This is a genomic window from Mesotoga sp. BH458_6_3_2_1 (assembly GCF_003664995.1).
Lineage (GTDB): Bacteria > Thermotogota > Thermotogae > Petrotogales > Kosmotogaceae > Mesotoga.
Window position 1 is genome coordinate 23,411 of record NZ_JFHL01000008.1, and the last position, 24,544, is coordinate 47,954.

The following is a 24,544-nucleotide window of genomic DNA, read 5'->3' on the forward strand; positions in this document are numbered from 1 at the left end:
GCGTAGGGCCATAGAGTCTTCAACTATGATTTTGACCGGCTACACTGGAAAGTGTTTCATTATATTGAGTTCCAACTTTTTCCCACGAGAACTTTTTTACGTGTTCCATCATTTGCTCTCTTCCGATTTTTCTTGTGGATTTTACGATTGCTTCCGCTAACTCAACTGAATCGTATTCCTCGACAAGTTCAAAGCAATCTGGTTGATAGATATCCTTCACTCCTTCGAGATCTTCCATAGTAACAACGGGTAGTCCACAAGCTAGCGCTTCCAGGAATACAAGTCCGAAGGCTTCTGAAGTCGATGTAAGAGCAAACACATCGCATTCACTATATGCCTGAATAAGTTCTTCACCCAGTAATCTACCTGCGAAATCGACTCTTGAAGCCAGTCCGTTTGAATTAGCAAATCTCTCTAGATTCTCCCTTTCAGGTCCGTCACCAACCACTACGTACTTATAGTTTTCGGGGAGATGCTTCATTGCTTCCATCACGAGAAGCTGATTCTTTCTCTTTATGAGACTGCCAACGGTAATTAGCTTAACTTCGGAACTTTGAGCATTTCCTTTCTCCTTGACTCTCTTTTCCTTGTATCGTGACGCCCTTTCCAGGAATTCGTGGGAAATCCCGTTTCCTATAACCGTGCAGAGTTCGCTTTTATAGCCAATGTCATCTATAATTTTACTTCTGAGGCCTGAACTCACAGAGATTACGGGTATTTCGTTACTCTTGAGAAATCCGAAGAAATCTTCGAGAAAGACTTTTAGATCATATTTTACTTCCTCCTCTTCCGATATACCGTGGGAAGTGAACACGAATGGAGCACCCGATTCCACGGCCGAGAGAATCATCGGTAATCGATCTAGATTATTGCCGTGTATACTAATGATATCCGGCTTGACGCGATCGATTAGCTTTTTCCAATAGAGTCTTACACCAAGAAATCTCGCTTCTTCAAGCAAAGAAGGACGCCCGTAATACTTTTCCACGTTCCTTTCGCCTTTGAAAAGTTTCAATGCGATTCTTGGTGAGGCTTTGAGAAATTCCCGCAGTTTTCTTCTGCGTAAAATGTGTAGAGTTTGGTCCGAACTCCCTGTGAAATCATGAAGTGTCGCCAAGTAGACTTCATGGCCTAACTCAGACAGTGATCTTGCTATCTCATATGTTGCCATTGCTGCTCCACCAGCAAATTGACCGCCCTGGTTCACGGGGGCCATTCCAGGTCCGATAAGTACTCTCACAGTCGATTCTCCTCTAATTGTTCATATAACCCAGCACGGGAATCAGTAATCCCCAAGTTCTGCATCGTAATTACTGAATTACTCCGATTTGTCTTTAAGAAGACTATTCAGAACGCTCACCAGTCTGTCTGCAGAACCATTGGCCATGAATTTGTCATCAGATAAAGTAAGTTTTCCGCTACTACAAAAATCAATTGCTTCATCGACGGATCTCTCCTGAAAAACAACGCCTGAAAAACCCCTCAAAGCTTCGAGATGCTTCTGGTGATCTTCGAATCTCAGAACAACGGATGGTACGGAGTATTGAAGGGCGTCAAGTGCACATGTTGACGAGATGGTCAAATGAATATCTGCTATTTTTAGTAATTCAAAAACCGAGAATGTGGATACAATGACGTTCCTGTCTTGAAAGGCGAAGTACTTCTCCTTTAGCTCACTGGGGTGTGGCTTGATTATTACAAAATAGCCCTTTTTTCCCAGCGAAGTGACAGCTTCGGCATAAGCTTTTGCTTCGTAAATTGGTTGTGTAGTGATCAAAGCGACCTGCTTATCTTTTGAATCATTCTTAATTACCTGAACTTCAGGAATAGTTGGCTGGTTTTTCACTGACTCGATATAGTAGTTACCAACCACATGTATGCTTTCAGGTTTGAAAAGAACACTTTCATCTGTAAGAACTTCTTTAAATGCTTGACCATAGACAAGCAATTCATCTGGCGTATCACTTCTATTTACTACATGCCTGTATATATATCCAGCGTGAAACCTGTTTATTATGCCGTGCTGGATCTCCGCAACTGGAATTCCGCGAAGCTTTGCTGCATAGGTTAACGCTCTTGAAGATAGATTATACGAGCAGACCTCGAGAACTAGTTTCGGAGTAAGCCTATCCAGCATATCTTCCATCAAAGAAATCAGCGCCAAATATCTGGGTACAACTTTCCTAATGCTCGCAATGAAATCTTCGATTCCTTGTGAATCCAGGAAACCTTTCAAAAGGTTTGTTATTTTGCTGAGAATTCCGTCTGCGCGTTTTTGGTAACTTTTTGCTTTAATGAGGCTCTTTGTGAGAAGATTCATTCCTGATATTCTCTGCTTAGTGAACACGTTGTGCCTTGGATTAGGAACTGAAACATTAGGTATCTCGATAATGGAATAGCTATGTTCTGTAAGCTTTCCAATCCAGTCAATATATATGTCAAACTCCGATCCTTCAAATTCCCTTCTAGTTGTGTTAGCAGATATAGCTAGAATCTCGTTTTCCATGGGCAATTTAGAATTCAGCAATGAAGAAACCATCGTAGAGAGCATTCTTATGCTCTTCGAATTAGAGTACCTAGAACTGAAATCCCCGGTCAAGTGAGAAAACAAACTAGTCCTTACAACATTCCAAAGCGGAATCTCATCAATCATCAGTTCAGTACATGCATTGCCCCGCTCTTGCTCTATCCTCGAGATTATTGATAGTGCTCTTGCGCTATCCATGGACAAATATCCTTTGTACAAGTCCCTTCAAAGATCCTATGCCGTATGCTATATGGAGAACAATAAACCCAGTGAATGCTGGCAAGAAGAGATCAAATCTTCCGGGTTTCAATGAGATACCCAACGATGCGATGAGCAATAACGAGATGTACAAGGTGATAATAGTTAGGTAGAAGATTCTCACCAAAGGCACCCATATGGAAATCAAACCGAATACTACAATGAAGGAAACGAAAAGATACGGAACGATGTGCCTTAGTGAGAACGGTATGTTAGAGAATTGAGAACCAGCGATTACCCAGTAGCCGTTCCCAAAGCTGTTTCTCCACAGATCCTTATAGGTAGATCGGGCAAAATAAGTGAATTCGATATCTGGGAAGAGTACAATCTTTCCTCCTGCCCGCTTTAGTCGTAAATTCAACTCGATGTCTTGATTCCTTACAAGCTGCTCATTGAAATACCCGATCCTATCGAAAACCTCTCGCTTGTAGCAGCCGAAAGGCACAGTATCTACTTCTGTAGGTCTGCTTACACCTGTCCTGAACTTGGCTCCTCCAACCCCAAGAGGGCTTGAGAGAACCTTTGAGATAGCAATTCCGACACACGATTCGACTCGCGGTTCCGTCTTCATCACTCCGCCAACATTGTCTGCTCCAGTCTCGATGGCATGTTTGATACACCTCGAGATGTAGTCTGAGGGCATCTCGCTATGTGCACCGCTGAATAATATATATTCACCTCTTGAAGCCTTCACTCCTAAGTTCAGTGCAACAGGAGTAATAAGCTTCTGATTCTTGATTAGAATGATTCTCCTGTCTCGTTCGCAATACCTCTTGACTATTTCGTCTGTGCCATCTTCACTCATCCCATCAACAATGATTATTTCCATCAAGTGCTCAGGATAGTCAGATACGATAAACGAATTCAGACACTTTTCGATGAAATGAACTTCATTCCTGGTCGGGACTATTATTGTAACTTTCGGCAATTCCTGCTCTTCCACTGAAGACCCCTCCGGAGACTACTGTGTTCCTTCACCAAACCTTTCTCACTAGCCAAGCAGCGAAGCAATTTCTGCTGCAGCATTTCCTGAACCGTAAAGCCCTTTCTCATACTTAGTTTCATGAATGAGGAGAAGTGATTCTCGGATCATTTCTGGAGATGTTAGGCAGTTGATTCCAGCATCGACTAGCTCAATCCAGCCAGTATCAGGCATTATTACTACCGCTTGTTTGCCTGCGAAGTAGCTCTCTTTCTGAAGTCCACCGCTATCGGTAATCACTTTCCATGAATGCTTGACAAGTCCCATCATCGACAAGTAGTCAAGCGGGTCTATTATGTCTAGATTCTCTAAGTGATTCTCAAGACCAAACCCCTCAATTCGCTTTCTCGTTCTAGGATGAATTGGAAAGACTATTCTCTTGTCCTTCACAATCATGTTGAGTTGTTTGAGAATCTCCTCTAGCCTATACCTATTATCTGTATTGAAGTCTCTATGAATTGTCACAACAACGTATCCATTTTCTTCAAGGTCGAGTTGCTCTGACAAAGAATAATCGAATTGTTTCTCCATCTTCAAGTATAGGTCGTACATCACGTCGCCAGTAAACCAAACCCCTTTTTCCATTCCCTCTTTCTTAAGGTTTTTCACCGCCGTCTGTGATGGACAGAACAAGATGCTAGAAATTCTATCCGTTAAAACCCTGTTTATTTCTTCAGGCATATCTCTGGGTTCTTGACGCATACCTGCTTCCACATGAGCAACGCGTATCTTCAGCTTCGCAGAAACTAACGCTCCGGCAACAGTTGCATTTGTGTCTCCGTAAACAAGTACAACGTCAGGCTCTTCTTTTATCACAACTTCTTCTAGACGCATCATCGTTAACCCGGTCTGCACAGCGTGACTACCAGAACCAACTCCAAGATTGTAGTCGGGCTCCTTGATTTCTAAGCTATTGAAGAACACTTCTGACATGTTGTAATCATAATGCTGACCCGTATGTATTAGCACGTGTTCAAAACCTGCTTTTCTCAGTTCTTCTCCAACTACCGCTTCTTTAATAAACTGGGGCCTCGCACCCACTATAGTAGCTATCTTCAAGATTCACTCCTGTATTTGTGCTTTGTAAGTACTATTCAAATTTGACTGGTACTCCCTCTCTGGCAGACTTGTAAATTCCGAGAATGATCTCCACAGATTTCTTGCCTTCTTCTCCGTTGACGAACGGTTCTCGATCATCGATAATCGCTCTCGCGAAATCCTTGAAGGCCGTCATATGGCCTGAACCATAGACCGTATCCGGGTCAGGCAAATCCATGAACGGGTGTGACTCCTCGCCTTCGAACTTCCAGGTCTGGATTTTGTTCACAGCCAACCCACCCAATACGACCGTTCCCTTTTCACCGAAAACCGACAGGGTCTCTTCCAGATTCCTCGGATATACGTTTGCCGTTCCTTCGATTATACCAATAGAGCCGTTCTTGAATCTAACGATCGCAGCCCCAAAATCCTCTGTCTCTATATAAGGGTGCTTGTAGTTCTCGGTCATTGCAAATATCTCTTGGACTTCCCCTCCCAGCATCCATTGAAGAAGGTCGATGTTGTGGGCGCACTGGTTCATGATAGTGCCGCCATCCATCGCCCAAGTTCCTCTCCAGCTGGCCTGCCTGTAATATTCCTCGTTTCTATTCCAGAGGATCCTCGCCGTTGCAGTGAACACTCTTCCGAACTTACCTGAATCGATTGCCTTTCGAAGTTCCTGAACTGGAGGATTAAATCTGTTTTGAACGCAAACGGCAAGTTTCAGGTTCTTCTCTCTCGATAGGGCTATCATCTGGTCCATGTGTTCTGAGGCCAGTGCCATTGGCTTTTCAACAAGGATGTGCTTTCCAGCCGACAAAAAGTCAATTGTATTTCTAAAGTGATTCCCGCTCTCAGTGGCGATGGTGACGAAATCGATCTGAGACGAGAAGAGCTCTTTGTAGTCGGAGATTACGCGTGGACGTTGGAGATCAGGCTTGGATGCTGGAGAGGAAGGGAGTCTGTTTTGGCTATTCTTGGTCTCGTTTTTCTCTCCTATTCTCTCTTTTTCTCCTTCTCCGCGATTAAGCGATATCTCTCGTATCTTCATGTATTCTTCAGCTGCTCTTTCGGCTTTCTCTGGTACAAGATCGCAAACAGCAACGAGATCAATCAAATCACTGTTGGCTGCAAAGGCTTCTATGTGTTTTTTTGTTCCAATTCTTCCGCATCCAATAAGCGCGGCACGTAGTTTTTTCATTTTGTCACTCCGATCTTTTAAGTTATGGAGAAAGAGCATTGTCGAGAAGGAGAGACGACACTTCGTGTCGAGAAAAATTAACGACGAAGGATTATCTCTTCTTACATCAATTCCCCCTTCAGGTTGATTTCGAAATACTCTTCCTTCTAATTGACGTAATGAGATTCATCAGCATCTTTCTCAGTGTTTCATAACTCTCTATCAGACTTGAATAATCTGCTTCTTTGAGATACCCAAGCCTCTTGGAAATATCAATTTGAGTTCTCAGTTCCATCAGCGATCCTCTTGCGTTATATAAGAAGTGCAAATACTCTTTTGAATGACCCCTTCCATTTCCTTCAGCAATGTTAGACGGAACTGATATTGCAGCTCTTCTCATTTGAGAAACAAGGCAGTATCTCTCTTCTTCTGGAAAGCTCCTTGTTAATTTGTAGATTCTCTCTACAAAGCTCATAGATACTTCGTAGATCTCCATTTCGAAAAAAGCCACTCTTACTTTTTACTCTCCTTTCTCTCTTATTCTCGGCGATGTTCCTCGCCGTCTCCAAAAAGTCTCTATGTTTTTCACCAATAACGCACAACCAACAACGGTAACTAAAGAACTTCTATATTTTCGCCTGCGATGCCCATTTTGCTGAGGACGTTTTTCGCGTCGAAAACGTATTTTGCGTTCTTTACAATCATTGAATAGTTTATGAGCTTTTTGTGTGCCGTCGTGATTATTACTGCGTCCGACTCTTTTATTAACTCTTCTGTGAGGTTGACAGTCTTAACGGTCTTTCCTTCCCAGATAAATTCAGGAACATAAGGATCGACAACAGAGACATGGGCAAGATTCTTTTCAAGGTGTTCTAGAACTTTCAGGGCTGGGGACTCTCTCATGTCTTCTATATCTTCTTTATATGCGATGCCTAGCATGACGACTTTCGCGCCGTTCATGCATATACCGCGTTCGTTCAAAGCCTTCATAACCCTTGTGACAACGTATTCGGGCATTGAGTCGTTTATCTCTCCGGAGAGTTCTATCAGGCGCGTGTGATAGTCGTACTTGCGCGCTATGTATGTAAGATAGAAGGGATCTATGGGGATACAATGACCTCCGACTCCGGGACCGGGGAAGAAGGGCATGAAGCCAAAGGGTTTCGTCGAGGCGGCATTTATTACGTCCCAGATGTTGATTCCCATTTTGTCCGCGACTACTGCCATTTCGTTAATCAAGGCTATATTTACTATCCTGAATGTATTCTCGAGAATCTTTGTCATCTCCGCTTCTTTCGGAGATGAAACGACGAAGACTTCGGCATCAAGAACCGATTCGTAAAGAAGCTTCGCTACTTCGGTAGATTCCGGACCTACTCCTCCGACTACTTTTGGTGTGTTCTTCGTTTTGTATCTAAGGTTTCCCGGATCAACTCTTTCCGGACTGAAGGCGAGATAGAAGTCCTTTCCGCATACAAGACCAGTTTCTTCAAGAATAGGCTTCATAACATCTTCTGTGGTTCCGGGATATGTTGTTGATTCAAGAACTACTAGCATGTCTTTGTGGAGTCTCTTCGCGACATTTTCTGTTGAGTTGATCACATACGTGAGATCCGGCTGTTTAAAGACGTCAAGGGGAGTGGGAACACAGATCGCAATTACATCGCAGCCTGCCAGTTCTTCAAAATCGGCAGTCGCGCGAAGATGACCATCAGAGACTATCTTCTCGAGATCAGCGTTGACAACATCACCGATGTAGTTGTGCCCCTCATTGACCATCTTCACTTTGCTTTCCTGGATATCAAAACCGATTACTTTGAAACCGGCCTTGGCCTTCTCTACCGCTAACGGCAATCCTACATAGCCAAGGCCGATTACGCCGATTATCGCCGATTTGTCTAAAATCCTTTCTTTGAGCATGGAAACCTCCTGTATTTTGAAGCGAGACAACGACTGGATGTTGGAGATAGACGAGATTACGTGATGACGTTGAGATATTAAGATCATTATGACCGTTGATCAGAACATCCTATATGCAATCTCTCGTCCTCTCGAGATTTTTCTCTCGTTATTCTCGCTCTTCATAGAATACTTGTTCTTCTATCAGCTGTTCTTGTGGTACGTCTCGGATAAATTTTGCAGGGATGCCTGCGTACATCTTTCTTGGAGCCAGATCTTTTGTAACGACGCTTCCAGCCGCAACCAACGCATCCTCACCTACAGTTACTCCCGGAAGCAGTGTTGCATTTGCCCCAATTCGAGCTCCTTTTCTTAATGTTGGCCCTTTGAAGTGATTTTTTCTCTCTTCTGTTCTGCCCAGATAGTTGTCATTTGTGAAGGTTACCTCAGGGGCGATGAAGCAGTAGTCTTCAATAGTTGAGAAGGCTGTTACGTAGGCTCCGGTTTCTATCTTAACTCTCTTCCCAACTGAGGTTCCGTTCTCGACAGTGGCTCCCTTTCCGACAATTGTTCTATCTCCGATTGTCGTCTTCTCTCGAATAGTTGCAAGGTCACCCACAAAGCACTTTTCTCCCAGAGAGGCTCCCTTGTAGATAACACACGAGGCGCCTATTGTAGTTCCATTGCCGAGCGATAGTGGTTTGAGTTCTTCAATACTTGTAGTGGCGCTTGTACTGGCTGCAAAGGGCTCTTTTCCAAGGACTGTATTGTCTCCTATCGTTACATCGTCTCCTATGACCACACCTCTGTGGATTACAGCGTTGTGGCCTATCACGCAATTTTCACCGATCTTCGCACCGTCTTCGATTATTACGTTAATTCCTTTTTCGATGTTAGACATGGGAGTACCTCCATGTGAGGTTGCTCGTTGTGGGTTGCTGGTTGTAGGTGACAAGATACGACAAGGAAATTGTCGAGAAGCTCGCGAAGCGAGCGAGACGTTTCTGCGACACGAGAGATTTTATAGAACCAAAGAAACAATGGAGGACTTTGCCTGCAACTTCTAGAAACAAATGCAAAGCAGATAACCTACAGAATCTCGCAAGTGTAGTCGTTCCAAGATTCTCATCCCAAAAACCCAGTGCATACTCGTTTTTTAACAAACCAAACCACCTCGATCAATTCATTTCCTTTCTCTATTCATAGTGTCTTGAAGTTTCTTTCTCGCGCAACGCGCACTCTCGAAAACGCCCTTTCTCTCTTATCTCTCGTTCGTAACAGATTCAGCGATCTTGTCGACCACATATTTGATTTCTTCGTCTGTCATCTCGGGGAATATTGGCAAAGCGAGTGTTTCTTCACAGGCCATTTCGGTTTCCGGGAGCGCTCCTGTTGGGACTCCTAAATATGCAAAACACTTCTGCTGGTGGAGACCCATTGGATAGTAGATCGAAGTGCCTATGCCCTGTTCTGCCAAATAATCCCTCAACGAGTCTCTCTGTTCTCTACTGAAACCCTCGAATCTCACAACGTATTGATGAAAGACGTGAGAGAAGCAGTAATCGTTTGCCGTTCTCGGTTCGCCGTTCATCGAATAAGGAGCAGAAGGGCAGTGGATCACCACATCGCTGTACGTTGTAGGTTGTGCGTTGTGCGAAGAACGGTCCTTCGTCATTTGTTGCGTGTTGTCCGAAAGAAATTGATCTTCATCCATACTCGAGACCCCAAACCCCAGACCCGCTCTTTCGAAGTGCTCTGCGTATTTGCTGGCTATTTCAATTCTTCTTCTTTCATATTCTTGAAGGTGCTTGAGCTTTGTGTTGAGGACTATCGCCTGAAGCTCATCGAGTCTCGAGTTGATTCCTATCATGTCGTGAACGTACTTCACAGGCGAGCCATGGACTCTGTAGCTCCTGCAGAATGCAGCGAGCTCGTCGTCATCTGTTGTGATCATCCCGCCGTCGCCATATGCACCGAGATTCTTCGTAGGAAAGAAAGAGAAGGTTGAAAGGTCTCCGATTGAACCTGTCATCACCGTCGATCCATCAGGATAGCTCCAGCTCGCACCTATCGACTGCGCACAATCTTCTATTATCTTGACACCATATATTTCTCTAATATTTTCGAGTCGACCGAGTTCCATTGACTGACCAAATAAATGAACTGGGATGATAGCCTTTATTCTTTCCCTTTCGGGATGTATCTGAAGTAGCTCCTCAACTTTGTCAAGATCGATGTTGTAAGTTATCGGGTCAATATCTGCAAAGAGCGGCGTTGCTCCATTTCTTGTAATAGAGCTAACGGTAGCGAAAAAAGTATAAGGAGTAGTTATCACGTAGTCTCCAGGACCGATTCCCAGAGCGGCGACGGCAATAAGAAGAGCATCGGAACCGTTTGCCACACCAATCGCGTGTTTAACCCCGATAAGATCTGCTATGCTTTTTTCCAGCTCTTTTACGGCTTCACCGAGAATTACCCTCCCCCCAAGAAGCGCTTCATCGATCTTTCCGAGTAGCTCTTCTCTCAAATCACTGTACTGTCTAGTCAAATCAAATAATGGTATATGCATAGAACCTCCACGTTCCTGTCGAGAGGACACTTGTATTTGGAGAAGATGGAGCAGAGATTGCAAACGGTCGAGGAGATGCAAACCAAAAAACCATCACTGCGTATTTCTGGCTATCTCTGCGCTCAAGACAATTCTCTCGTCATCTCGTCCTCTCGAAAATGGTTTTTCTCTCTACTCAATTTGCTCAAGTTCGACTTTGCCCAGTTTGGATATGGTAAAGACCATTACGTTATCTAAACCTCTATCTTTTGCATTCTTGACAATGTGGTTAGCATGTCTGAAGGAAGCAACAATGACTGCTGTATCATCTCTACCGTCGACCTTTTCTGGTGAAAAGACGTGTAGATCGTGAAACGTTCCGTTCTGTTTCGCTGCCGAATCGTCTATGAAGCCAATAATTTTTATGCCCTCAGTTCTTAGAACGTCCGCAAGAATTCCGCCGATTATTCCCGCACCGTATAGATAGAAGCTTTCATGATCGCTTCCCTTTATCGTGTCCAGGACTTCTCCAAAGATATCTCTCGATTCCGTGTAAAGCTTAGCTGCTTCTTTGAGGTAAAGAATAGTTAAATACTGAAGCCTGAACTTTCCCGCTTCAGTCAAGACATACTTCATGTTCCGCCTGTTCTCCCCCTCTTTCTGGATCAGCTCCGAATCTTCAAAGTCTCTTATGTATTTATTCACCATGCTGGGAACAATCCCAGCGATTCTGGCAAGTCGTTCTTGGGAAACTGATGAACTTTCAGTAAGAGCCTTCAGAATGCTCATTTCTCTGAAATTCGGAGAAGGATTGAAAAACGAAAACTCAGAAAGATCCATAGTTGCTCCTTTATTATTCATTCACTGACAGAATTATAACAATGCGATGGGTCATAAGTCAAGCCTAAAGAAGCGAAAATTAGAGAGAACTCGCTTCGCTCGTGAGAGGGGGAGACACGAGCAATTGAGAGATGGTGAGAAGAGGAATTACGAAGAACGGGTTACTAGGAACGGGTGTGAAACAGAAGAGCGGGTTTCGAGGATCGGGTAATAAAGATCGGGTTACTAGACCCGGGTTCATGAGAGCGGGCGTGGAGCAAAAGAACGGGTTGAAAACAAAAGAACGGGTTTCGAGGATCGGGTTACAGAGTGCGGGTTAGTAAGATCGGGTTGATAAAAGCGGGTTGTCAGAAACAAGTTTTGAAGAGCGAGATCCCGTGCAGACCCCCTGAACAGGAGCCCCAAACAGGATCATATTGGGGCAGGCTAATCAGGGCAGGCTCTACGGGATGACAATTCAAGATGATTGTGCAGTTCTCTTGTAGGGGCGAACGGCCGTTCGCCCGAAAAAGATCCTGGTTGGAATTTCTGCCTTTTACGCGAAAAAGATCCTGGTTGGAATTTCTGCCTTTTACGCGAAAAATGGGACCATAGGAGCCGGTCAGTCCCTGTTTTTGGTTATAGCGTGCAGCGAAAAGCGAATCTCAGGTGATAGATCCCGTGCAGAAGCATCACGGGATGACAGAAGGTGAGTTCATCAGGGCAGGCTCTACGGGATGACAACCCCTTCTCAGGTCAATCGTCAAGGGACCACCGTCCTCCGACAAGAACATATTTTAGTCGAAAGCCACAATGCGCCGAAACGCATCGGCGGTCGCACTATATGCAAAGATTGTGCCGGGACGCAAACCACTGAAGAACATCAGTGGCCGCAAGGCTCCCTACGGCAGGAGGCCTTCGAGACCTTGCCCTAATGAAACCACTATTGATCCGGCTTCATTTCAGGCAAAGAGGTCGTCTAAGGTCACGAGGTAAACACTTGCATCTCTTGCAGCTAGTTCTTCCAGATCTGCAGTAAATCCTCTCTTGGAAAAGATCACGAATATCCTGTCTTGACAAGCGATAATCGATCCCTTTTCTCTTAATCTCTCAAGTTCACCTACGCCGACTCTAGCGTTTGTCCACTTGCATTCACCGATTATTACTTGACTATCTCCGAGACCAAGAAGGTCAATTTCCTCTTGCTTCTTCATTGCAGGATTGCTTCCCCACCACTTGCCCAACTTCATAATCCTGAAGGGTAGTTCTCCCCTGACACTCTTGTACAGTAAATATTCTCTGCATATGTTTTCGAAAGCTAGGCCCAGATACTTGCTGAGTCCGCTAGCGATCTTTTTGTTCAGAAGCTCTTCTGTCATGCCGGTTTCGATAAGCGAGAGGTTAGGAAACACAAAGGTGTACCAGAACTTAAAAAGGTTGTCTCTGATATAGTAGATCGCCTTCCGTGAAGTGTTCTTCTCTGTAACGGGCACTTCTCGTCCCAATATATTCAAGTTCAGCAGTGTAGCTATGTACTTTGCAGTCTTATCATTAGGCTCTCCTACCCTTGTGCTTATCTCGTTCATGCGAGTAGCGCCTTGCGCAATTGATTCAATTATTGTGTTGTATAGGGAAGGTTCGCGAAGTTCCTGTCTCAACAAGAATCTCGGCTCGGCATAAAGATACGCCGATGTATCGAGAAAGTTGTTTGCAATATTCTCTTTATATGGAAGATGCTGGTTCCACTTCTGCAAATACTGTGGGATTCCCCCCAACACTCCATACGCGATGATTTTTCCTTCGTTGCTCAGTTCCGGAAAGAACAGCGAGGCTTCGCGATAGGTGAATGGCTCGACTCTCATCTGAGCAGTTCTTCTTCCAAATAAGCGGCTCCTACTGCCCAATACTTCACTCTCCATGAAACTCACAGATGAACCGCAAAGAACTAAATAGAGCCTTGTTTCAAGTAGCTCATGATCTATAAGGCGCTGTAAGAGAGACGGGAAATAGCTACTAGCATTCGCCAAATATGGGTACTCATCTATTACTAGGAGAAGACGCTTTTCTTTTGCATGGGACGCGACGAACCTAATCGCCTTCTCCCATGACTCAAAAGGAGATAATGTGTCTTTCTGGCCGAAGTGTTCTAGAACGACTTCCGAAAAGTTTCGCAGCATCATTTTCTCGTTGACCTCATCGCAGACAAAGAAGATGCTTTCCATCTCTTTAGAGAACTCTTTAAGAAGAGTTGTTTTTCCCACTCTTCGACGTCCATAAACAACGACCATCTCGAACTTTCCACTATTCTTTAGCTTCCTAAGAGAAGCAAGCTCTTTCTCTCTGTTGATGAACATTTAACAACCTCCAACACAATTACTAACTCGTAAGTTACTAACTCTAGAGTTAATTATATCATTATCTGTGCAGTTCACTGAGGAGCATCAGTGGACGCAAGGCTGGCAAAGAACATGCCAGGACGCAATGCCCGCTTCGCGGGGAAAGAGCCGCTTGGATAAAAAACGCTGAAGGCTGTACGCTGGAAAAAGCAGAATATGGCTAATTAGAGCGTGTTTTAAACAGAAGACCGCGTTAGGAAGACCAGGTTGATAGAAGCGGGTTACTATAACTGGTTTTGAAGAGCAAGATGATGAATCAAGTTCAGCATGACGAAATGTATACATTCCTAACAACCTCTCATGAGCAAAGCGACTCTCATAAATGACCTTTCTCGCCTCTTCCAACCAATCATGATACTTTGCACTCCGGAACAAGAGAGACTCTTTATGAGTTAGGAGAATTCGAGGAGATTTAAGGTTGAGACCAAACGAAGAACTCAAACTAAAGCTCTCCATTTGAAGAAGGCTTAGAGAAATTCAAGCGCGAGTATTCCTGATCCTTACAATCTATTTATTCTTTGCACTGCTAAGAAGGTAGAGCATTACATATTTCGAGAGATCTCAAGAATTACAGTTGTTTGCCTCATCGGCCGAGCCTCCTGCGATTAGGGTGCTCAACCTAACGAAGAGCACTGCACAATTAGCCAAAGAGACCAGTTCAAATATACTAAACAACTAATCGAAGAGAAACTCAAGCAAGTCTTTCTTTGTCATTTCGAAGTGTCCGGCAATTTCAATAAGTATGGCGTTAAGTGTACCGGGCTTCAGCGTACTGTGATGAGGAATAGTTATATGATGCTCCCCCTTCCGCTTTGTAGTTAGTCTCACGTGGCTGCCGGTTTGACGTGTGACCTCATACTCCAGCTTTGTGAGAACTTTCAGAAGTTCTTCAAAGGTTACATCTCGAGGGAGTTTCAAAGAGCAATTACCTCTTCCTTAACGAAATGAAGCCTAATTATCCTCGGTAGCTCGCTTTCGTCAAAATGACATCTAATTGCGTCCCTGATGTTCTTCTTCAGCTCTTCAAGTGTTTCAGCTTGAGTAAATATGGGGTGACCTAAGGCGCGTGCAAAAAATCCAGAAACGGAATCTTCTTCGACGAGAAAGATTATTTCGGTATCCAAGTTCCACCTCCGTTCTATCTCCAAGGTATCGCTCGTTTTACGGGCTATACCAATAGATATGATTAATTCTTGAGCTGTTCTGCCCTGATCAGCGTGGTTTACGTCGCAAACAGTTGCTCAAAAGAATTATAGCATCGTTAAGTGAGTACTCGAAAACCAAATATCCCGCCGTACAATAAGAACGGATTTTGAAGAGAGGACGCCTTGAGTCTGAGACGAAACTTCGCTTGGAGAAAAACCATATTCGAGACTTGAAAGAAGCCTCTCAGGTCAACCGTCAAGGGTCCACCGTCCTCCAACAAGAGCTGCAAGACGCAAGGCTGCCTCCGGCAGGAGGTCTAGGAACCTTGACCCCGTGCACAATCATCAACTGACGCCGACGTTTGGTACTCCTGAAAGGCTTAACAATCCGTCATCTGTACTTGATTCAACATCTTAGTACTACTTTCTAACTCTTCAAATTTCGTTTGTTTTCCATAGCGCCATCGGGTGGAATCTTATTCTCTCGACAATTTCTTTATCATTGAATAGCAGCTCAGGATGATAGTCATGCTTCCTGAACCTATCTATGAAATTTGTCTCTTTTGTAGTGAAAACGAGTAGTTTTGAAAGGAATTTCTCAACCTTACTGAGCATTTCATCAAGATCAATTTTCTCTTCTTTCCGAAGCACCGGGAGAAGTTCGGTGCGTATTCGGTACTTAGTAATGCTTTTGAGCCTTTCAAAATCGAAGCTTTCAGGAATACCAGTACTTCCTATCGAAAAATAGAAGAGGGTGCACTTTCTAAGTAGTTCTATCTCTCTTTCATTCAAAGAGAGAAGAGAGATCATTTTGCTGACATCATAGAGATCACGAGTTGCTCCTCTTGTGAGAAGTGCAACTATTTTGCTTGAAAGTATTTCGATAGAACTTACACACCGACTTCGTATTTCTTGAATGATTCCAGGAATCGCAGTTCTTCTGACTTCCAAAGGTAGTACATGAGCTCTCATTGAAAAGTTGATCTCGATCTTGATATTATCTTTTGCTCCTCCTGAATTCGTGTATTCGAAAACGTGTGATTCGAGAGAATAGTGACGCTTCGATTTGTCGCTATGTCTATAACCGTTCGCGTCCATGAAAAGAGTAATCTTATCTGTAATGACGGTCCTATCTTCAATCATGATTTCCCTGGATATGCTTCTGCAGTAGTCAAGGTCAATATCAACTGATAGCCTTGGAAACTGAATGATCATCAAGTTAATTGCCGTTCCGCCCTTCAAAGCCAAAGCTTCCAAAAGAAGTGTATCCGAGTCTATGAATTGAAGTATCTCGACTAATCTCAATGTTTTCTCATATGTATCACGCACAAATCCCAGTTCTGAAGCTAGTTGCCCGATAGTTTGTTTATCGTATCTCACCTGTATCTTCTACTCCTTTCGAGACTATTGCCAAAAGATCTTCCGGAACAAGTAGTTTCCATTTTGGATTGTAAGTTGGTGATTCAAAGCGTATTGCGTTATAGAAGTATCTAACGCTCTTGCCTTTCTCGTGTTCACATAGCTCGAAGAAACCTTTTGATAGGCGAAACTTTTCCTGAAAATGACTCAGTATGTATCCGGTCTTCTGATAAAGAAATCTCTTATTATATTGACCCAAATACGATACCAATGTACTTTCATGAAGTGAGGGAACAGCGTCTAAGCAATTAAGAAGTTCCTCTAGACCACCAATTCTCTCAAAGTCATTGATGCTGTCTAGCGTAGTTCTCTCCACGTCTGTTGTCCTCACCCCATCTGGATTCATAACAACTCCCTCGTGTATTCGCGGAGAAATGAAACGATATCTAACATCATCATAGGAAAACTCAGCGAACTTCGTTTCTGCGCTCACATATACCTCATAATAAACTTGGTTGGCATACCCGTAATATTCAAAAGCAGAATGATGCGTAATATAAGACCGTGGCTTGATCTTCGATGCGATTCTATAGCGCCCAGCTATTGCCTGTCCCGTCTCTAAGCTTTTCGTCACATATAGGTTTCGCTTAACCTGGTCAATCAAGCCACGCCTCTTGTAGCTCTGCAGCAGTGAATTAGCTGTTTCGCTCTTTCCCACAAGTTTTTCGACATCGCTCTTTGTGAAAACTCCCAGTCTCGCCAGTTGCTCATAGTACTTCAAATCAATCACCTTCACTGTTTTAATTCTAGCACATTACTGGTGCTTTCTTAATATTTACAAGCCCAGAATAAAACACATGTGGGATTCTGATTTCGAATTCCTTCTTCGTCGGGCAGAAGAGCGGATTCTAGGATCGGGTTAATAACAACGGGTTACGAAAACCGGGTTATGAGAATCGGGTTAATTAGAGCGGGTGTGAAACAGAGGAGCGGGTTACAGAGTGCGGGTTAGAAGGATCGGGTTGATAAAAGCGGGTCATCAGAACCGGGTTTTGAAGAGCGAGATCCCGTGCAAAAGCATCACGGGACGACAAGGTGGGTGGATTTAGGGGCAGGCGCTACTGGATGACAATTTAAGATGATTGTGCAGTTCTCTTGTAGGGGCGAACGGCTGTTCGCCCGAAAAAGGTCCTGGTTGGAATCTCATACCTATTACGTGAAAAATGGGACAGACGCGAGGAGAATCGTCAGTCCCTATTTTCGCTTACAGCGTTCAGCGGGGTTTCGTTATTAAGCGTGAAGCGGTTCTTGAATGCGAGATCCCGTGCAGACCCATCACGGGATGACAGAAGGGGCGCTCACCAGGGCAGGCTTTACGGGATGACAATTTAAGATGATTGTGCAGTTCTCTTGTAGGGGCGAACGGCCGTTCGCCCGAAAAAGGTCCTGGTTGGAATCTCTGCATTTTACGCGAAAAAGGGGACAGACCATAGGAGCCGGTCAGTCCCTGTTTTTGCTTACAGCATTCAGAGGTTCTTTGCATCTTTGGATTATTTTCACACCATGGCTGAACTTGTGCATCGACGCCCGACAGGCGAAGATCAGGTTCGGAAGTCATTTCAGTTTTCCTCAGTCTGAAGTATTTCACGTATCCTCGCTCGTAGAGAAGGTAAGTCACTTACAATGACCGCCCACACTATGTCATAGTTGACACCTGAGTAGTCGTGAATCAGTCGGTCTCTTGTTCCAGCTATTGCTCTCCACGGAATATCGCTGTGGGCTAGTGTGAAGCTATATGGGAGTTGTTTTGCTGCTTCTCCTATTATCTCAATGTTTCCGATTACTGCATCCTGTGTCTTCAAATCTGACATAAATTCATCATATGACATGTTGTCTGCATAGGCTGTGATTCGATCTATGCTGTCGACTATATCCTCAAGGATCTCAGTAGTTTCTCTCTTAGACATATTTTATCGACTGCTCAATATCCTGCCTAATTCTGGCGTTTCGTATGCTTTTTAATCCAAGAGGAGTTAGTAAATCAACCTTTTTTCGTACGATCCGTTCAAGCTGCTCTGCGAGCTCCACAAATTCTAAACCAGGCACCCTATCAAACTCTATGTAGATATCTACGTCGCTGTCGTCATTCTGATTTCCTTTCACATACGAGCCAAAAACCCCTATCTTCGAAACAGAAAAACGATCTTTTAGCTCGGGAAGGCTTTTACGCAATGCTTCTATAACGTTTTCTAGGTCTTGCATAGTATCACCTCACGCAAATTCTATCACACCCCCGGAACGGTTAAATGAACTGTCAAAGAGACTTCAATAAGCGGTGCTACTGCGCAGGAGATATCTCAAGTCAACCGTCAAAGGTCCACAGTCCTCCGACAAGAGCAGAGTTGCAAGATGCAAGGCGCCGAAGATCATCGGCGAACAATTAAGAAGTGATGCCGGGAAGAGCATCCCAGGAAGTGATGCCCGGAGAAACATCCGGGGAAGTGATGCTGCTTCACAGGAAGCCTGTCAACGGTTCTCCGACCAGAACGAAAAGCTAGATCTACGGTCTATGAAGAACGAGATCCCGTACAGGAGCACTACGGGATGACAATTTAAGATGATTGTGCAGTTCTCTTGTAGGGGCGAACGGCCGTTCGCCCGAAAAAGGTCCTGGTTGAAATTTCTGCCTTTTACGCGAAAAATGGGACAAGAGGAGAATTGTCAGTCCCTATTTTCTCTCTCATCTTCTCGTGAGCGAAGCGAACGTCTCCAATGTGCTCTTTCTCGTTTTTTACAGCCTTCAGCGTTTTTTCCTCCTAAGCGCAGAGCATTTCATAAGGAGCCGGTCAGTGCCCCTTTCGCAAAGCAAACAATGATCTAGCAAGGGTCAAACTAGGCTCTTGAAAGTCGGGAATCGCGTCGTGCATCAATGTCAGGGTTGACAGTGTCGAAGCCCTGCTGAACATTTTTAGTCCCCTTTTTGTCTTCGTTTGAAGGCATTATTGTAGGCTAGAAGATCTTCTCTTTTGTTGATGCTAACTACGAAGATCGTTCTTGAATCTGAATCAATGGAATACACAATTCTGAACTTCTTCTTGAAGAAATAGGCTTTATAGTATCCGGTTAGATCTATTCCATGTTTATTCCCAACCGCTATTCCCACAAAAGGATTTGCAGAGATTTGCTTCAGTTTGCTCTTTGCAAGCGATTTGATCTGCCCATCCATTCTCTCTACTTCTTTCAGAGCTTCAGGATGAAATCGTGTCTTCCAACTGCTCATATTTCGTCAATATCTACTTCCAAATACTCTTCTTTCGGAACTGCTGCTCTTTCTTTCAAGATCTCAGCTATCTGCGAATTTTCGAAGAGCTCTTCCACTTCGATTAGTTTCTTATAAGTCTCAATATTCATAACCGCATACTTTATCTCACTGTTCTTGATTACCAAGAGCGTATCGCCACTGCTTTCTAGCTGCCTGAAATACTTACCCGGGCTTCTAGACAAGTCTGTCATGCTGACTGTGTTGGTTCTTGATGTGTAATGCGTGATTTAGCACCTCCTTCATCTAGGTACTTTACTACGTATTATTATACATATTATGATGCGGAACGACAACTCTTGTTTCTTATTGACAATTTCTTTCTCAAAACAAAGCGATTCAAATGACAGTTCAAATTTCACTCTCTTTTTTCAAGTTCTGATCGATCAGCTTCTCCAACATACATAATCGATATCTATGTCAACTGGTAATCTGGGAATCCTCAGGAAAGAAAAATTTATCGCGGTTCCGTCTTTGAAAGCGAATCTAGCGGATAGATATTCATTTCTTGATGCCCTATCTGAAAGGTCAGTAGTACTGAAACCTTCTGGAGGATTTCCTGTTGGTAACCGGTTTGACCTGACAGTCTAAAGAGCTCTCTCTAGATAATTTCATCGTTCCTCCGGAGCTTCATCCTATAAATACTTTGGCACCACAAGATTCCGTTCGCCGGCAAGTTTTGATTTTTCGTTACATCTTCGAACCATGTGTTGTGGCGAAGCAGGAATCGTTTTTTTAACTCATCCAAGAAATCGCTATCATTGTTGAAGATTCCGATATTTGACTGTAAGAAGAAGCCAACTTTTGCTGTTGCTTTGTCGAGAAGCTTGGGGTAATCAAGTGCTTTGTCGGGATAAAGATTTTCCACCATTTTTTGGGGAACGCCAAACCTTTTCCCAAAATCAGACAAGCTTTGAAGAGTTATTATCAAATAACTGGAAAGCAGCCGGAAAAGCACTGAAGGGCTTTGCTTAAGCACCTTCAGATTTAGTGTAGTTAACTGGCGAGCTCAGCACACGTAGACTAATGCACATTTCGGTCATCTTTTGTATACTATAGATGAAGGAGTGGCTTTATGGATAATGATCTCAAGAAACTGAAAAGCCGAATAGCAGAACTTGAAGAGGCCAATGAACGTTTGAGAGAAAGCTCGGCAAACCAGAGAACTGGCAATCACATGGTCTCACACTATTCATCGCCCAATGAGAAGATAGCCCTCTTCAGATCGCTTTTCTTCGGCAGGCAGGATGTGTATGCAGTTCGATGGGAAGGAGCCAACGGTTCTTCCGGCTACCAGCCTGTGTGTAAAAACATTTGGAAGAAGGGAATTTGCAGGAAACCTCAGATCAAGTGTTCTCAGTGCGAGTCGAGAGAGTTCGCGCCGCTCACAAATCGGGTAATCTATGATCATCTTTCCGGAAAGATCGAAGTAGGCATCTTTCCGCTTCTTGAAGACGAAACCTGCAGGTTCCTTGTCACCGATTTAGATGGTGACGGATGGGAAGAGGATGCGAAAGCTTTCGCAAATGTCTGCGCTTCACTTTCGATTCCGTTGTATGTAGAGAGATCAAGATCTGGCAACGGTTGTCATCTCTGGTTATTCTTCAAAAGCGCAATTAAAGCCTCTATAGCTCGGAAGCTCGGTTTCAAATTGCTTAACCGGGTTCTTGAAAGCCGGCCAACACTGGGCTTAGGATCATATGACAGGTTTTTTCCTAATCAAGATGTGCTTCCAAAGGGCGGACTTGGTAATCTGATAGCCCTTCCCTTGCAGGGATCTTCAAGAAAAAATGGAAATACGGTATTCCTGAACGATGAATTTGCGCCGCACGCAGACCAATGGGCACATCTCTCATCGATTGAGAGGATTGATTTCTCGAAGATTGTGAAACTTTTACGTGATTTGGAGAACCCCAATACTCAAAAAGCGACAACACAAGTGAGAGTACCTAAAGAAATCTTCCCTGAAGAAGTACCATTGAAACTAGACAGTGTGATAAGTATTGAGAAGGGTTCTCTTCCATCCTCCTTAATGAATGAGATTCTGAAGTTAGCATCTTTCGATAACCCTGATTTTTTCAGAGCGCAGGCAATGAGGCTGCCAACATACAACAAGCCAAGGCGGATTAGCTGCGCAGATGAAGAAGGAAACTACTTCCTGTTGCCCAGAGGTTGTTTGTATGATTCACTTGATCTTCTTGAAAAGAATGGAGTGCGGGTTAATCTAATCGACAATCGGTCTAAGGGAAGTGACATTGAGTTCACTTTTTACGGTAAATTGACACAGGATCAGGATAGAGCCGTCAGCGAGATGCTCGCCCAAGAGTTCGGAATTCTTTGCGCTCCAACTGGTTCCGGAAAGACTGTAATTGGTCTAAAGCTAATTGCACAAAGAAAACGGGGCACACTTATTCTTGTTCATCGAAGAGAGCTTTTACGACAGTGGCAGGAAAGCGCTTGCGAGTTTCTTGAGATCCCACCCGAGGAGATTGGACAGATAGGTCTCGGAAAGAATTCCGCAAAAGGTTTCCTGGATATAGCTCTCATTCAGACTCTTGCGCGTAATGAACAAACTCTCAAGAGCCTTCCAGACTATGGTCAAGTAATAGTTGATGAATGTCAGCATATACCGGCTTTTACGTTAGAAAGAGTTATCAAGAGTATTCCCGCTAAGTTTATTACAGGGCTTACTGCCTCACCAAAAAGAAGAGACGGTCACGAAAGGATTTTGTTCATGCAGTGCGGTCCTATCAGACATCGGATGGGTAGAAAAGGGAAGATCTTCTCAGAAAGAACGTATGTACCCAGGCAGACTAATCTTGAGACAAAGGCAGACTGCAAACCCAAGGAAATCTACAGGGCAATAGAGGCAGATGAAAGTAGAAATGCTTTGATCTGTGACGACATTAAGAGAGCTGTCGAAGCCGGGAGATGTTGCCTAGTATTCTCGGAAAGGGTCTTCCATATTGAGAGTATTTTTGAACAGTTGAGCTGTTTGAAGGAGAGAGTCATCCTCTTGCATGGAAAGCAACCAAAGAAGCTTCAGAATGACTCCCTTGAGAGCTTCAGGAAAGCAAATGAAGGCGTCGCTTTACTCTCCACAGGAAGATACCTCGGTGAAGGATTCGATGATCCCAGGCTTGACACTCTTTTTCTCACATTTCCGATTTCCTGGAAGGGAGTTCTTCAGCAATACGCCGGAAGACTACACAGAGAGAACTTTGGCAAGCATGAAGTCAGGATATACGACTACGTAGATGAGAACGTCCCCATGTTGAAGAAGATGTTTGAAAATCGCAAGAAGGGATACAAGGCGCTAGGATATAGGGAAGTGATGCATCTATAAAACATTAGGCGCAAGGCGCTGAAGATCATCGGCGGACGCAAGGCCCGCTTCGCGGGGAAACAAAGGATCGGGTTAGAAGAGCGGGTTAGGAATTACGGGTTAGCAAGACCGGGTTGAAGGAAATAGAACGGATGATACTTATTTGCTGGTTCAGGCCAGTCACCTTCAGTACCGCTTTACGGGCAAAGAACTGCTGTTCACTCTAAAAAACACATTGACCGTCAACGGTAAACCGTTCTCTGAATTGAGGTAAATACCAATTCAAGTTTCGTAAAGGTCGCACGGTTTGAGGCGTGCTTCAGAGCGCACACTCCCCACCGCAAGCGGTCCCCCCCGCTCAAGCGGGGATTTAGAAGCTTGAGTTCGAGAAGAACATCCGGGTAAGTGATGCCCGGAGGAACATGCGGGGAAGTGATGCTGCTGCGCAGGAAGCCTGTCAAGCAAGACGTCAACGGTTCTCCGACCAGAACGAAAAGCTAGATCTACGGTCTATGAAGAACGAGATCCCGTACAGGAGCACTACGAGATGACAATTTAATATGATTGTGCAGTTCTCTTGTAGGGGCGAACGGCTGTTCGCCCGAAAAAGGTCCTGGTTGGAATCTCTGCATTTTACGCGAAAAATGGGACAGACAATAGGACCGTTTGGGAGCCAGTCTGCTGACGCAGGCCAGTCACTCTTTGCAGAAGTGAGGCTCGCTGGCGCGAGGAAGTGATGCTGGGAAGAACATCCGAGGAAGTGATGCCGACTTCGTCGGGAAGTGATGCTGCTTCACAGGAAGCCTGTCAACGGTTCTCCGTTCTCCGACAAGAGTTGTAAGACGCATAGCGCCGAAGATCATCGGCGGACGCAAGGCCGGCAAATTCATCCCGGGACGCAGGGCTGGCAAAGATCATGCCAGGACGCAATGCCCGCTTCGCGGGGAAAGAGCCGCTTAGATAAGAAACGCTGAAGGCTGTACGCTGGAAAAAGGATGATCGGGTTAATAGAGCGGGTGTGAAACAGAGGATCGGGTTACAGAGTGCGGGTTAGAAGGATCGGGTTGACAAAAGCGGGTCATCAGAAACGGGTTTTGAAGAGCGAGATCCCGTACAGGAGCACTACGGGATGACAATTTAAGATGATTGTGCAGTTCTCTTGTAGGGGCGAACGGCCGTTCGCCCGAAAAAGGTCCTGGTTGGAATCTCTGCATTTTACGCGAAAAATGGGACAGACAATAGGACCGTTTGGGAGCCAGTCTGCTGACGCAGCCCAGTCACTCTTTGCAGAAGTGAGGCTCGCTGGCGCGAGGAAGTGATGCCGGGAAGAGCATCCCAGGAAGTGATGCCCGGAGAAACATCCGGGGAAGTGATGCTGCTTCGCAGGAAGCTTGTCAAGCAAGACGTCAACGGTTCTCCGACCAGAACGAAGAGCCAGATCTACGGTTTATGAGAGAGCGAGATCCCGTGCAAAAGCGTCATTGGATGACTGCCCTATGTATTATGGTCATCCAACAATTCTCCAGCTGAAATCTGGTTTCGGCATTGTTCTTCTCGGAGGAAGGAGGACCGGTGACGGTGAACGGGGTTTTTAAGCGTTCAGCGGGTCTTCGTTCTTAAGCGTACAGCGCTTTCTATGGTCCGACCTTCCTGCCACTCAGCAATTTAACCAGAGCGTTGCTCGATCAAATACTTATGTGATACATATGTATCATTTTAAATCACCTCAGTGATACAATAATATTGAGG

20 protein-coding genes are annotated in these 24,544 nt (G+C 44.6%); 1 reads left to right on the forward strand and 19 read right to left on the reverse strand.

The genetic code is table 11. The annotated features are described in order from the left end of the window. Positions 1-19: 19 nt before the first annotated feature. From Y697_RS05690 to Y697_RS05790, 19 genes are all read right to left on the reverse strand, one after another. The gene (locus Y697_RS05690) at positions 20-1,240 is read right to left on the reverse strand and encodes a glycosyltransferase family 4 protein (protein ID WP_121550703.1); all 1,221 of its coding nucleotides are present in this window, start codon (positions 1,238-1,240) and stop codon (positions 20-22) included. A gap of 78 nt (positions 1,241-1,318) precedes the next feature. Then, on the reverse strand, positions 1,319-2,725 hold the full coding sequence (locus Y697_RS05695) for a polysialyltransferase family glycosyltransferase (RefSeq protein ID WP_006486491.1): 1,407 nt from the start codon (positions 2,723-2,725) through the stop codon (positions 1,319-1,321). Further along, positions 2,718-3,728, reverse strand: coding sequence for a glycosyltransferase family 2 protein (locus tag Y697_RS05700; RefSeq protein WP_006486493.1), 1,011 nt, complete (start codon positions 3,726-3,728; stop codon positions 2,718-2,720). Before Y697_RS05700 ends, Y697_RS05695 begins: the two co-directional genes overlap by 8 nt. 48 nt (positions 3,729-3,776) lie before the next feature. Continuing rightward, on the reverse strand, positions 3,777-4,826 hold the full coding sequence (wecB, locus tag Y697_RS05705; RefSeq protein ID WP_006486495.1) for a non-hydrolyzing UDP-N-acetylglucosamine 2-epimerase: 1,050 nt from the start codon (positions 4,824-4,826) through the stop codon (positions 3,777-3,779). A 31-nt stretch (positions 4,827-4,857) separates the two neighbouring features. Further along, a complete protein-coding gene (locus tag Y697_RS05710) occupies positions 4,858-6,006 on the reverse strand; it encodes a Gfo/Idh/MocA family protein (RefSeq protein ID WP_006486498.1) in 1,149 nt (382 codons plus the stop codon). A gap of 118 nt (positions 6,007-6,124) precedes the next feature. Beyond that, on the reverse strand, positions 6,125-6,496 hold the full coding sequence (locus Y697_RS05715) for a four helix bundle protein (protein WP_259462335.1): 372 nt from the start codon (positions 6,494-6,496) through the stop codon (positions 6,125-6,127). A 104-nt stretch (positions 6,497-6,600) separates the two neighbouring features. Further along, the gene (locus Y697_RS05720) at positions 6,601-7,905 is read right to left on the reverse strand and encodes a nucleotide sugar dehydrogenase (RefSeq protein ID WP_121550704.1); all 1,305 of its coding nucleotides are present in this window, start codon (positions 7,903-7,905) and stop codon (positions 6,601-6,603) included. A gap of 148 nt (positions 7,906-8,053) precedes the next feature. Beyond that, complete coding sequence (locus tag Y697_RS15080) at positions 8,054-8,785, reverse strand: acyltransferase (RefSeq protein WP_006486503.1); 732 nt, start codon at positions 8,783-8,785, stop codon at positions 8,054-8,056. Positions 8,786-9,145: 360 nt separating this feature from the next. Beyond that, positions 9,146-10,453: a DegT/DnrJ/EryC1/StrS aminotransferase family protein gene (locus tag Y697_RS05735; RefSeq protein WP_121550705.1), complete on the reverse strand. Its 1,308-nt coding sequence runs from the start codon at positions 10,451-10,453 to the stop codon at positions 9,146-9,148. Between the two features lie 171 nt (positions 10,454-10,624). Beyond that, on the reverse strand, positions 10,625-11,293 hold the full coding sequence (locus Y697_RS05740) for a winged helix-turn-helix transcriptional regulator (RefSeq protein WP_259462336.1): 669 nt from the start codon (positions 11,291-11,293) through the stop codon (positions 10,625-10,627). A gap of 920 nt (positions 11,294-12,213) precedes the next feature. Then, positions 12,214-13,605, reverse strand: coding sequence for an ATP-binding protein (locus Y697_RS05750; RefSeq protein WP_121550707.1), 1,392 nt, complete (start codon positions 13,603-13,605; stop codon positions 12,214-12,216). 717 nt (positions 13,606-14,322) lie between these two features. After that, the gene (locus Y697_RS05755) at positions 14,323-14,565 is read right to left on the reverse strand and encodes a type II toxin-antitoxin system HicA family toxin (RefSeq protein WP_121550708.1); all 243 of its coding nucleotides are present in this window, start codon (positions 14,563-14,565) and stop codon (positions 14,323-14,325) included. Next, the gene (locus tag Y697_RS05760; RefSeq protein ID WP_014730874.1) at positions 14,562-14,771 is read right to left on the reverse strand and encodes a type II toxin-antitoxin system HicB family antitoxin; all 210 of its coding nucleotides are present in this window, start codon (positions 14,769-14,771) and stop codon (positions 14,562-14,564) included. The genes Y697_RS05755 and Y697_RS05760 overlap by 4 nt, the downstream gene beginning before the upstream one ends. A gap of 456 nt (positions 14,772-15,227) precedes the next feature. Beyond that, positions 15,228-16,172, reverse strand: coding sequence for a nucleotidyl transferase AbiEii/AbiGii toxin family protein (locus Y697_RS05765; protein WP_183083730.1), 945 nt, complete (start codon positions 16,170-16,172; stop codon positions 15,228-15,230). After that, positions 16,159-16,932 carry a type IV toxin-antitoxin system AbiEi family antitoxin gene (locus Y697_RS05770; protein WP_121550710.1) on the reverse strand — a complete coding sequence of 258 codons (774 nt, stop codon included), beginning with the start codon at positions 16,930-16,932 and terminating at the stop codon, positions 16,159-16,161. Before Y697_RS05770 ends, Y697_RS05765 begins: the two co-directional genes overlap by 14 nt. Before the next feature lie 838 nt (positions 16,933-17,770). Further along, positions 17,771-18,118: a DUF86 domain-containing protein gene (locus tag Y697_RS05775; protein ID WP_121550711.1), complete on the reverse strand. Its 348-nt coding sequence runs from the start codon at positions 18,116-18,118 to the stop codon at positions 17,771-17,773. Beyond that, positions 18,111-18,413, reverse strand: coding sequence for a nucleotidyltransferase family protein (locus Y697_RS05780; RefSeq protein ID WP_014730878.1), 303 nt, complete (start codon positions 18,411-18,413; stop codon positions 18,111-18,113). The genes Y697_RS05775 and Y697_RS05780 overlap by 8 nt, the downstream gene beginning before the upstream one ends. Positions 18,414-19,119: 706 nt before the next feature. Next, positions 19,120-19,431: a type II toxin-antitoxin system RelE/ParE family toxin gene (locus tag Y697_RS05785; protein WP_121550712.1), complete on the reverse strand. Its 312-nt coding sequence runs from the start codon at positions 19,429-19,431 to the stop codon at positions 19,120-19,122. Continuing rightward, on the reverse strand, positions 19,428-19,664 hold the full coding sequence (locus Y697_RS05790; protein WP_121550713.1) for a hypothetical protein: 237 nt from the start codon (positions 19,662-19,664) through the stop codon (positions 19,428-19,430). Before Y697_RS05790 ends, Y697_RS05785 begins: the two co-directional genes overlap by 4 nt. An 881-nt stretch (positions 19,665-20,545) precedes the next feature. Here Y697_RS05790 and Y697_RS05805 point away from each other — a divergent pair. Continuing rightward, complete coding sequence (locus Y697_RS05805) at positions 20,546-22,816, forward strand: TOTE conflict system archaeo-eukaryotic primase domain-containing protein (protein WP_121550715.1); 2,271 nt, start codon at positions 20,546-20,548, stop codon at positions 22,814-22,816. Positions 22,817-24,544: the final 1,728 nt, after the last annotated feature.

Excerpts from the sequence above, each read along its gene's own strand:
- Y697_RS05695 (WP_006486491.1), bottom strand. The coding sequence starts at position 2,725 with ATGGATAGCGCAAGAGCACTATCAATAATCTCGAGGATAGAGCAAGAG.
- Y697_RS05710 (WP_006486498.1), bottom strand. The coding sequence starts at position 6,006 with ATGAAAAAACTACGTGCCGCGCTTATTGGATGCGGAAGAATTGGAACA.
- Y697_RS05720 (WP_121550704.1), bottom strand. The coding sequence starts at position 7,905 with ATGCTCAAAGAAAGGATTTTAGACAAATCGGCGATAATCGGCGTAATC.
- Y697_RS15080 (WP_006486503.1), bottom strand. The coding sequence starts at position 8,785 with ATGTCTAACATCGAAAAAGGAATTAACGTAATAATCGAAGACGGTGCG.
- Y697_RS05735 (WP_121550705.1), bottom strand. The coding sequence starts at position 10,453 with ATGCATATACCATTATTTGATTTGACTAGACAGTACAGTGATTTGAGA.
- Y697_RS05740 (WP_259462336.1), bottom strand. The coding sequence starts at position 11,293 with ATGAATAATAAAGGAGCAACTATGGATCTTTCTGAGTTTTCGTTTTTC.
- Y697_RS05750 (WP_121550707.1), bottom strand. The coding sequence starts at position 13,605 with ATGTTCATCAACAGAGAGAAAGAGCTTGCTTCTCTTAGGAAGCTAAAG.
- Y697_RS05775 (WP_121550711.1), bottom strand. The coding sequence starts at position 18,118 with ATGTCTAAGAGAGAAACTACTGAGATCCTTGAGGATATAGTCGACAGC.
- Y697_RS05780 (WP_014730878.1), bottom strand. The coding sequence starts at position 18,413 with ATGCAAGACCTAGAAAACGTTATAGAAGCATTGCGTAAAAGCCTTCCC.
- Y697_RS05785 (WP_121550712.1), bottom strand. The coding sequence starts at position 19,431 with ATGAGCAGTTGGAAGACACGATTTCATCCTGAAGCTCTGAAAGAAGTA.
- Y697_RS05790 (WP_121550713.1), bottom strand. The coding sequence starts at position 19,664 with ATGACAGACTTGTCTAGAAGCCCGGGTAAGTATTTCAGGCAGCTAGAA.
- Y697_RS05805 (WP_121550715.1), top strand. The coding sequence starts at position 20,546 with ATGGATAATGATCTCAAGAAACTGAAAAGCCGAATAGCAGAACTTGAA.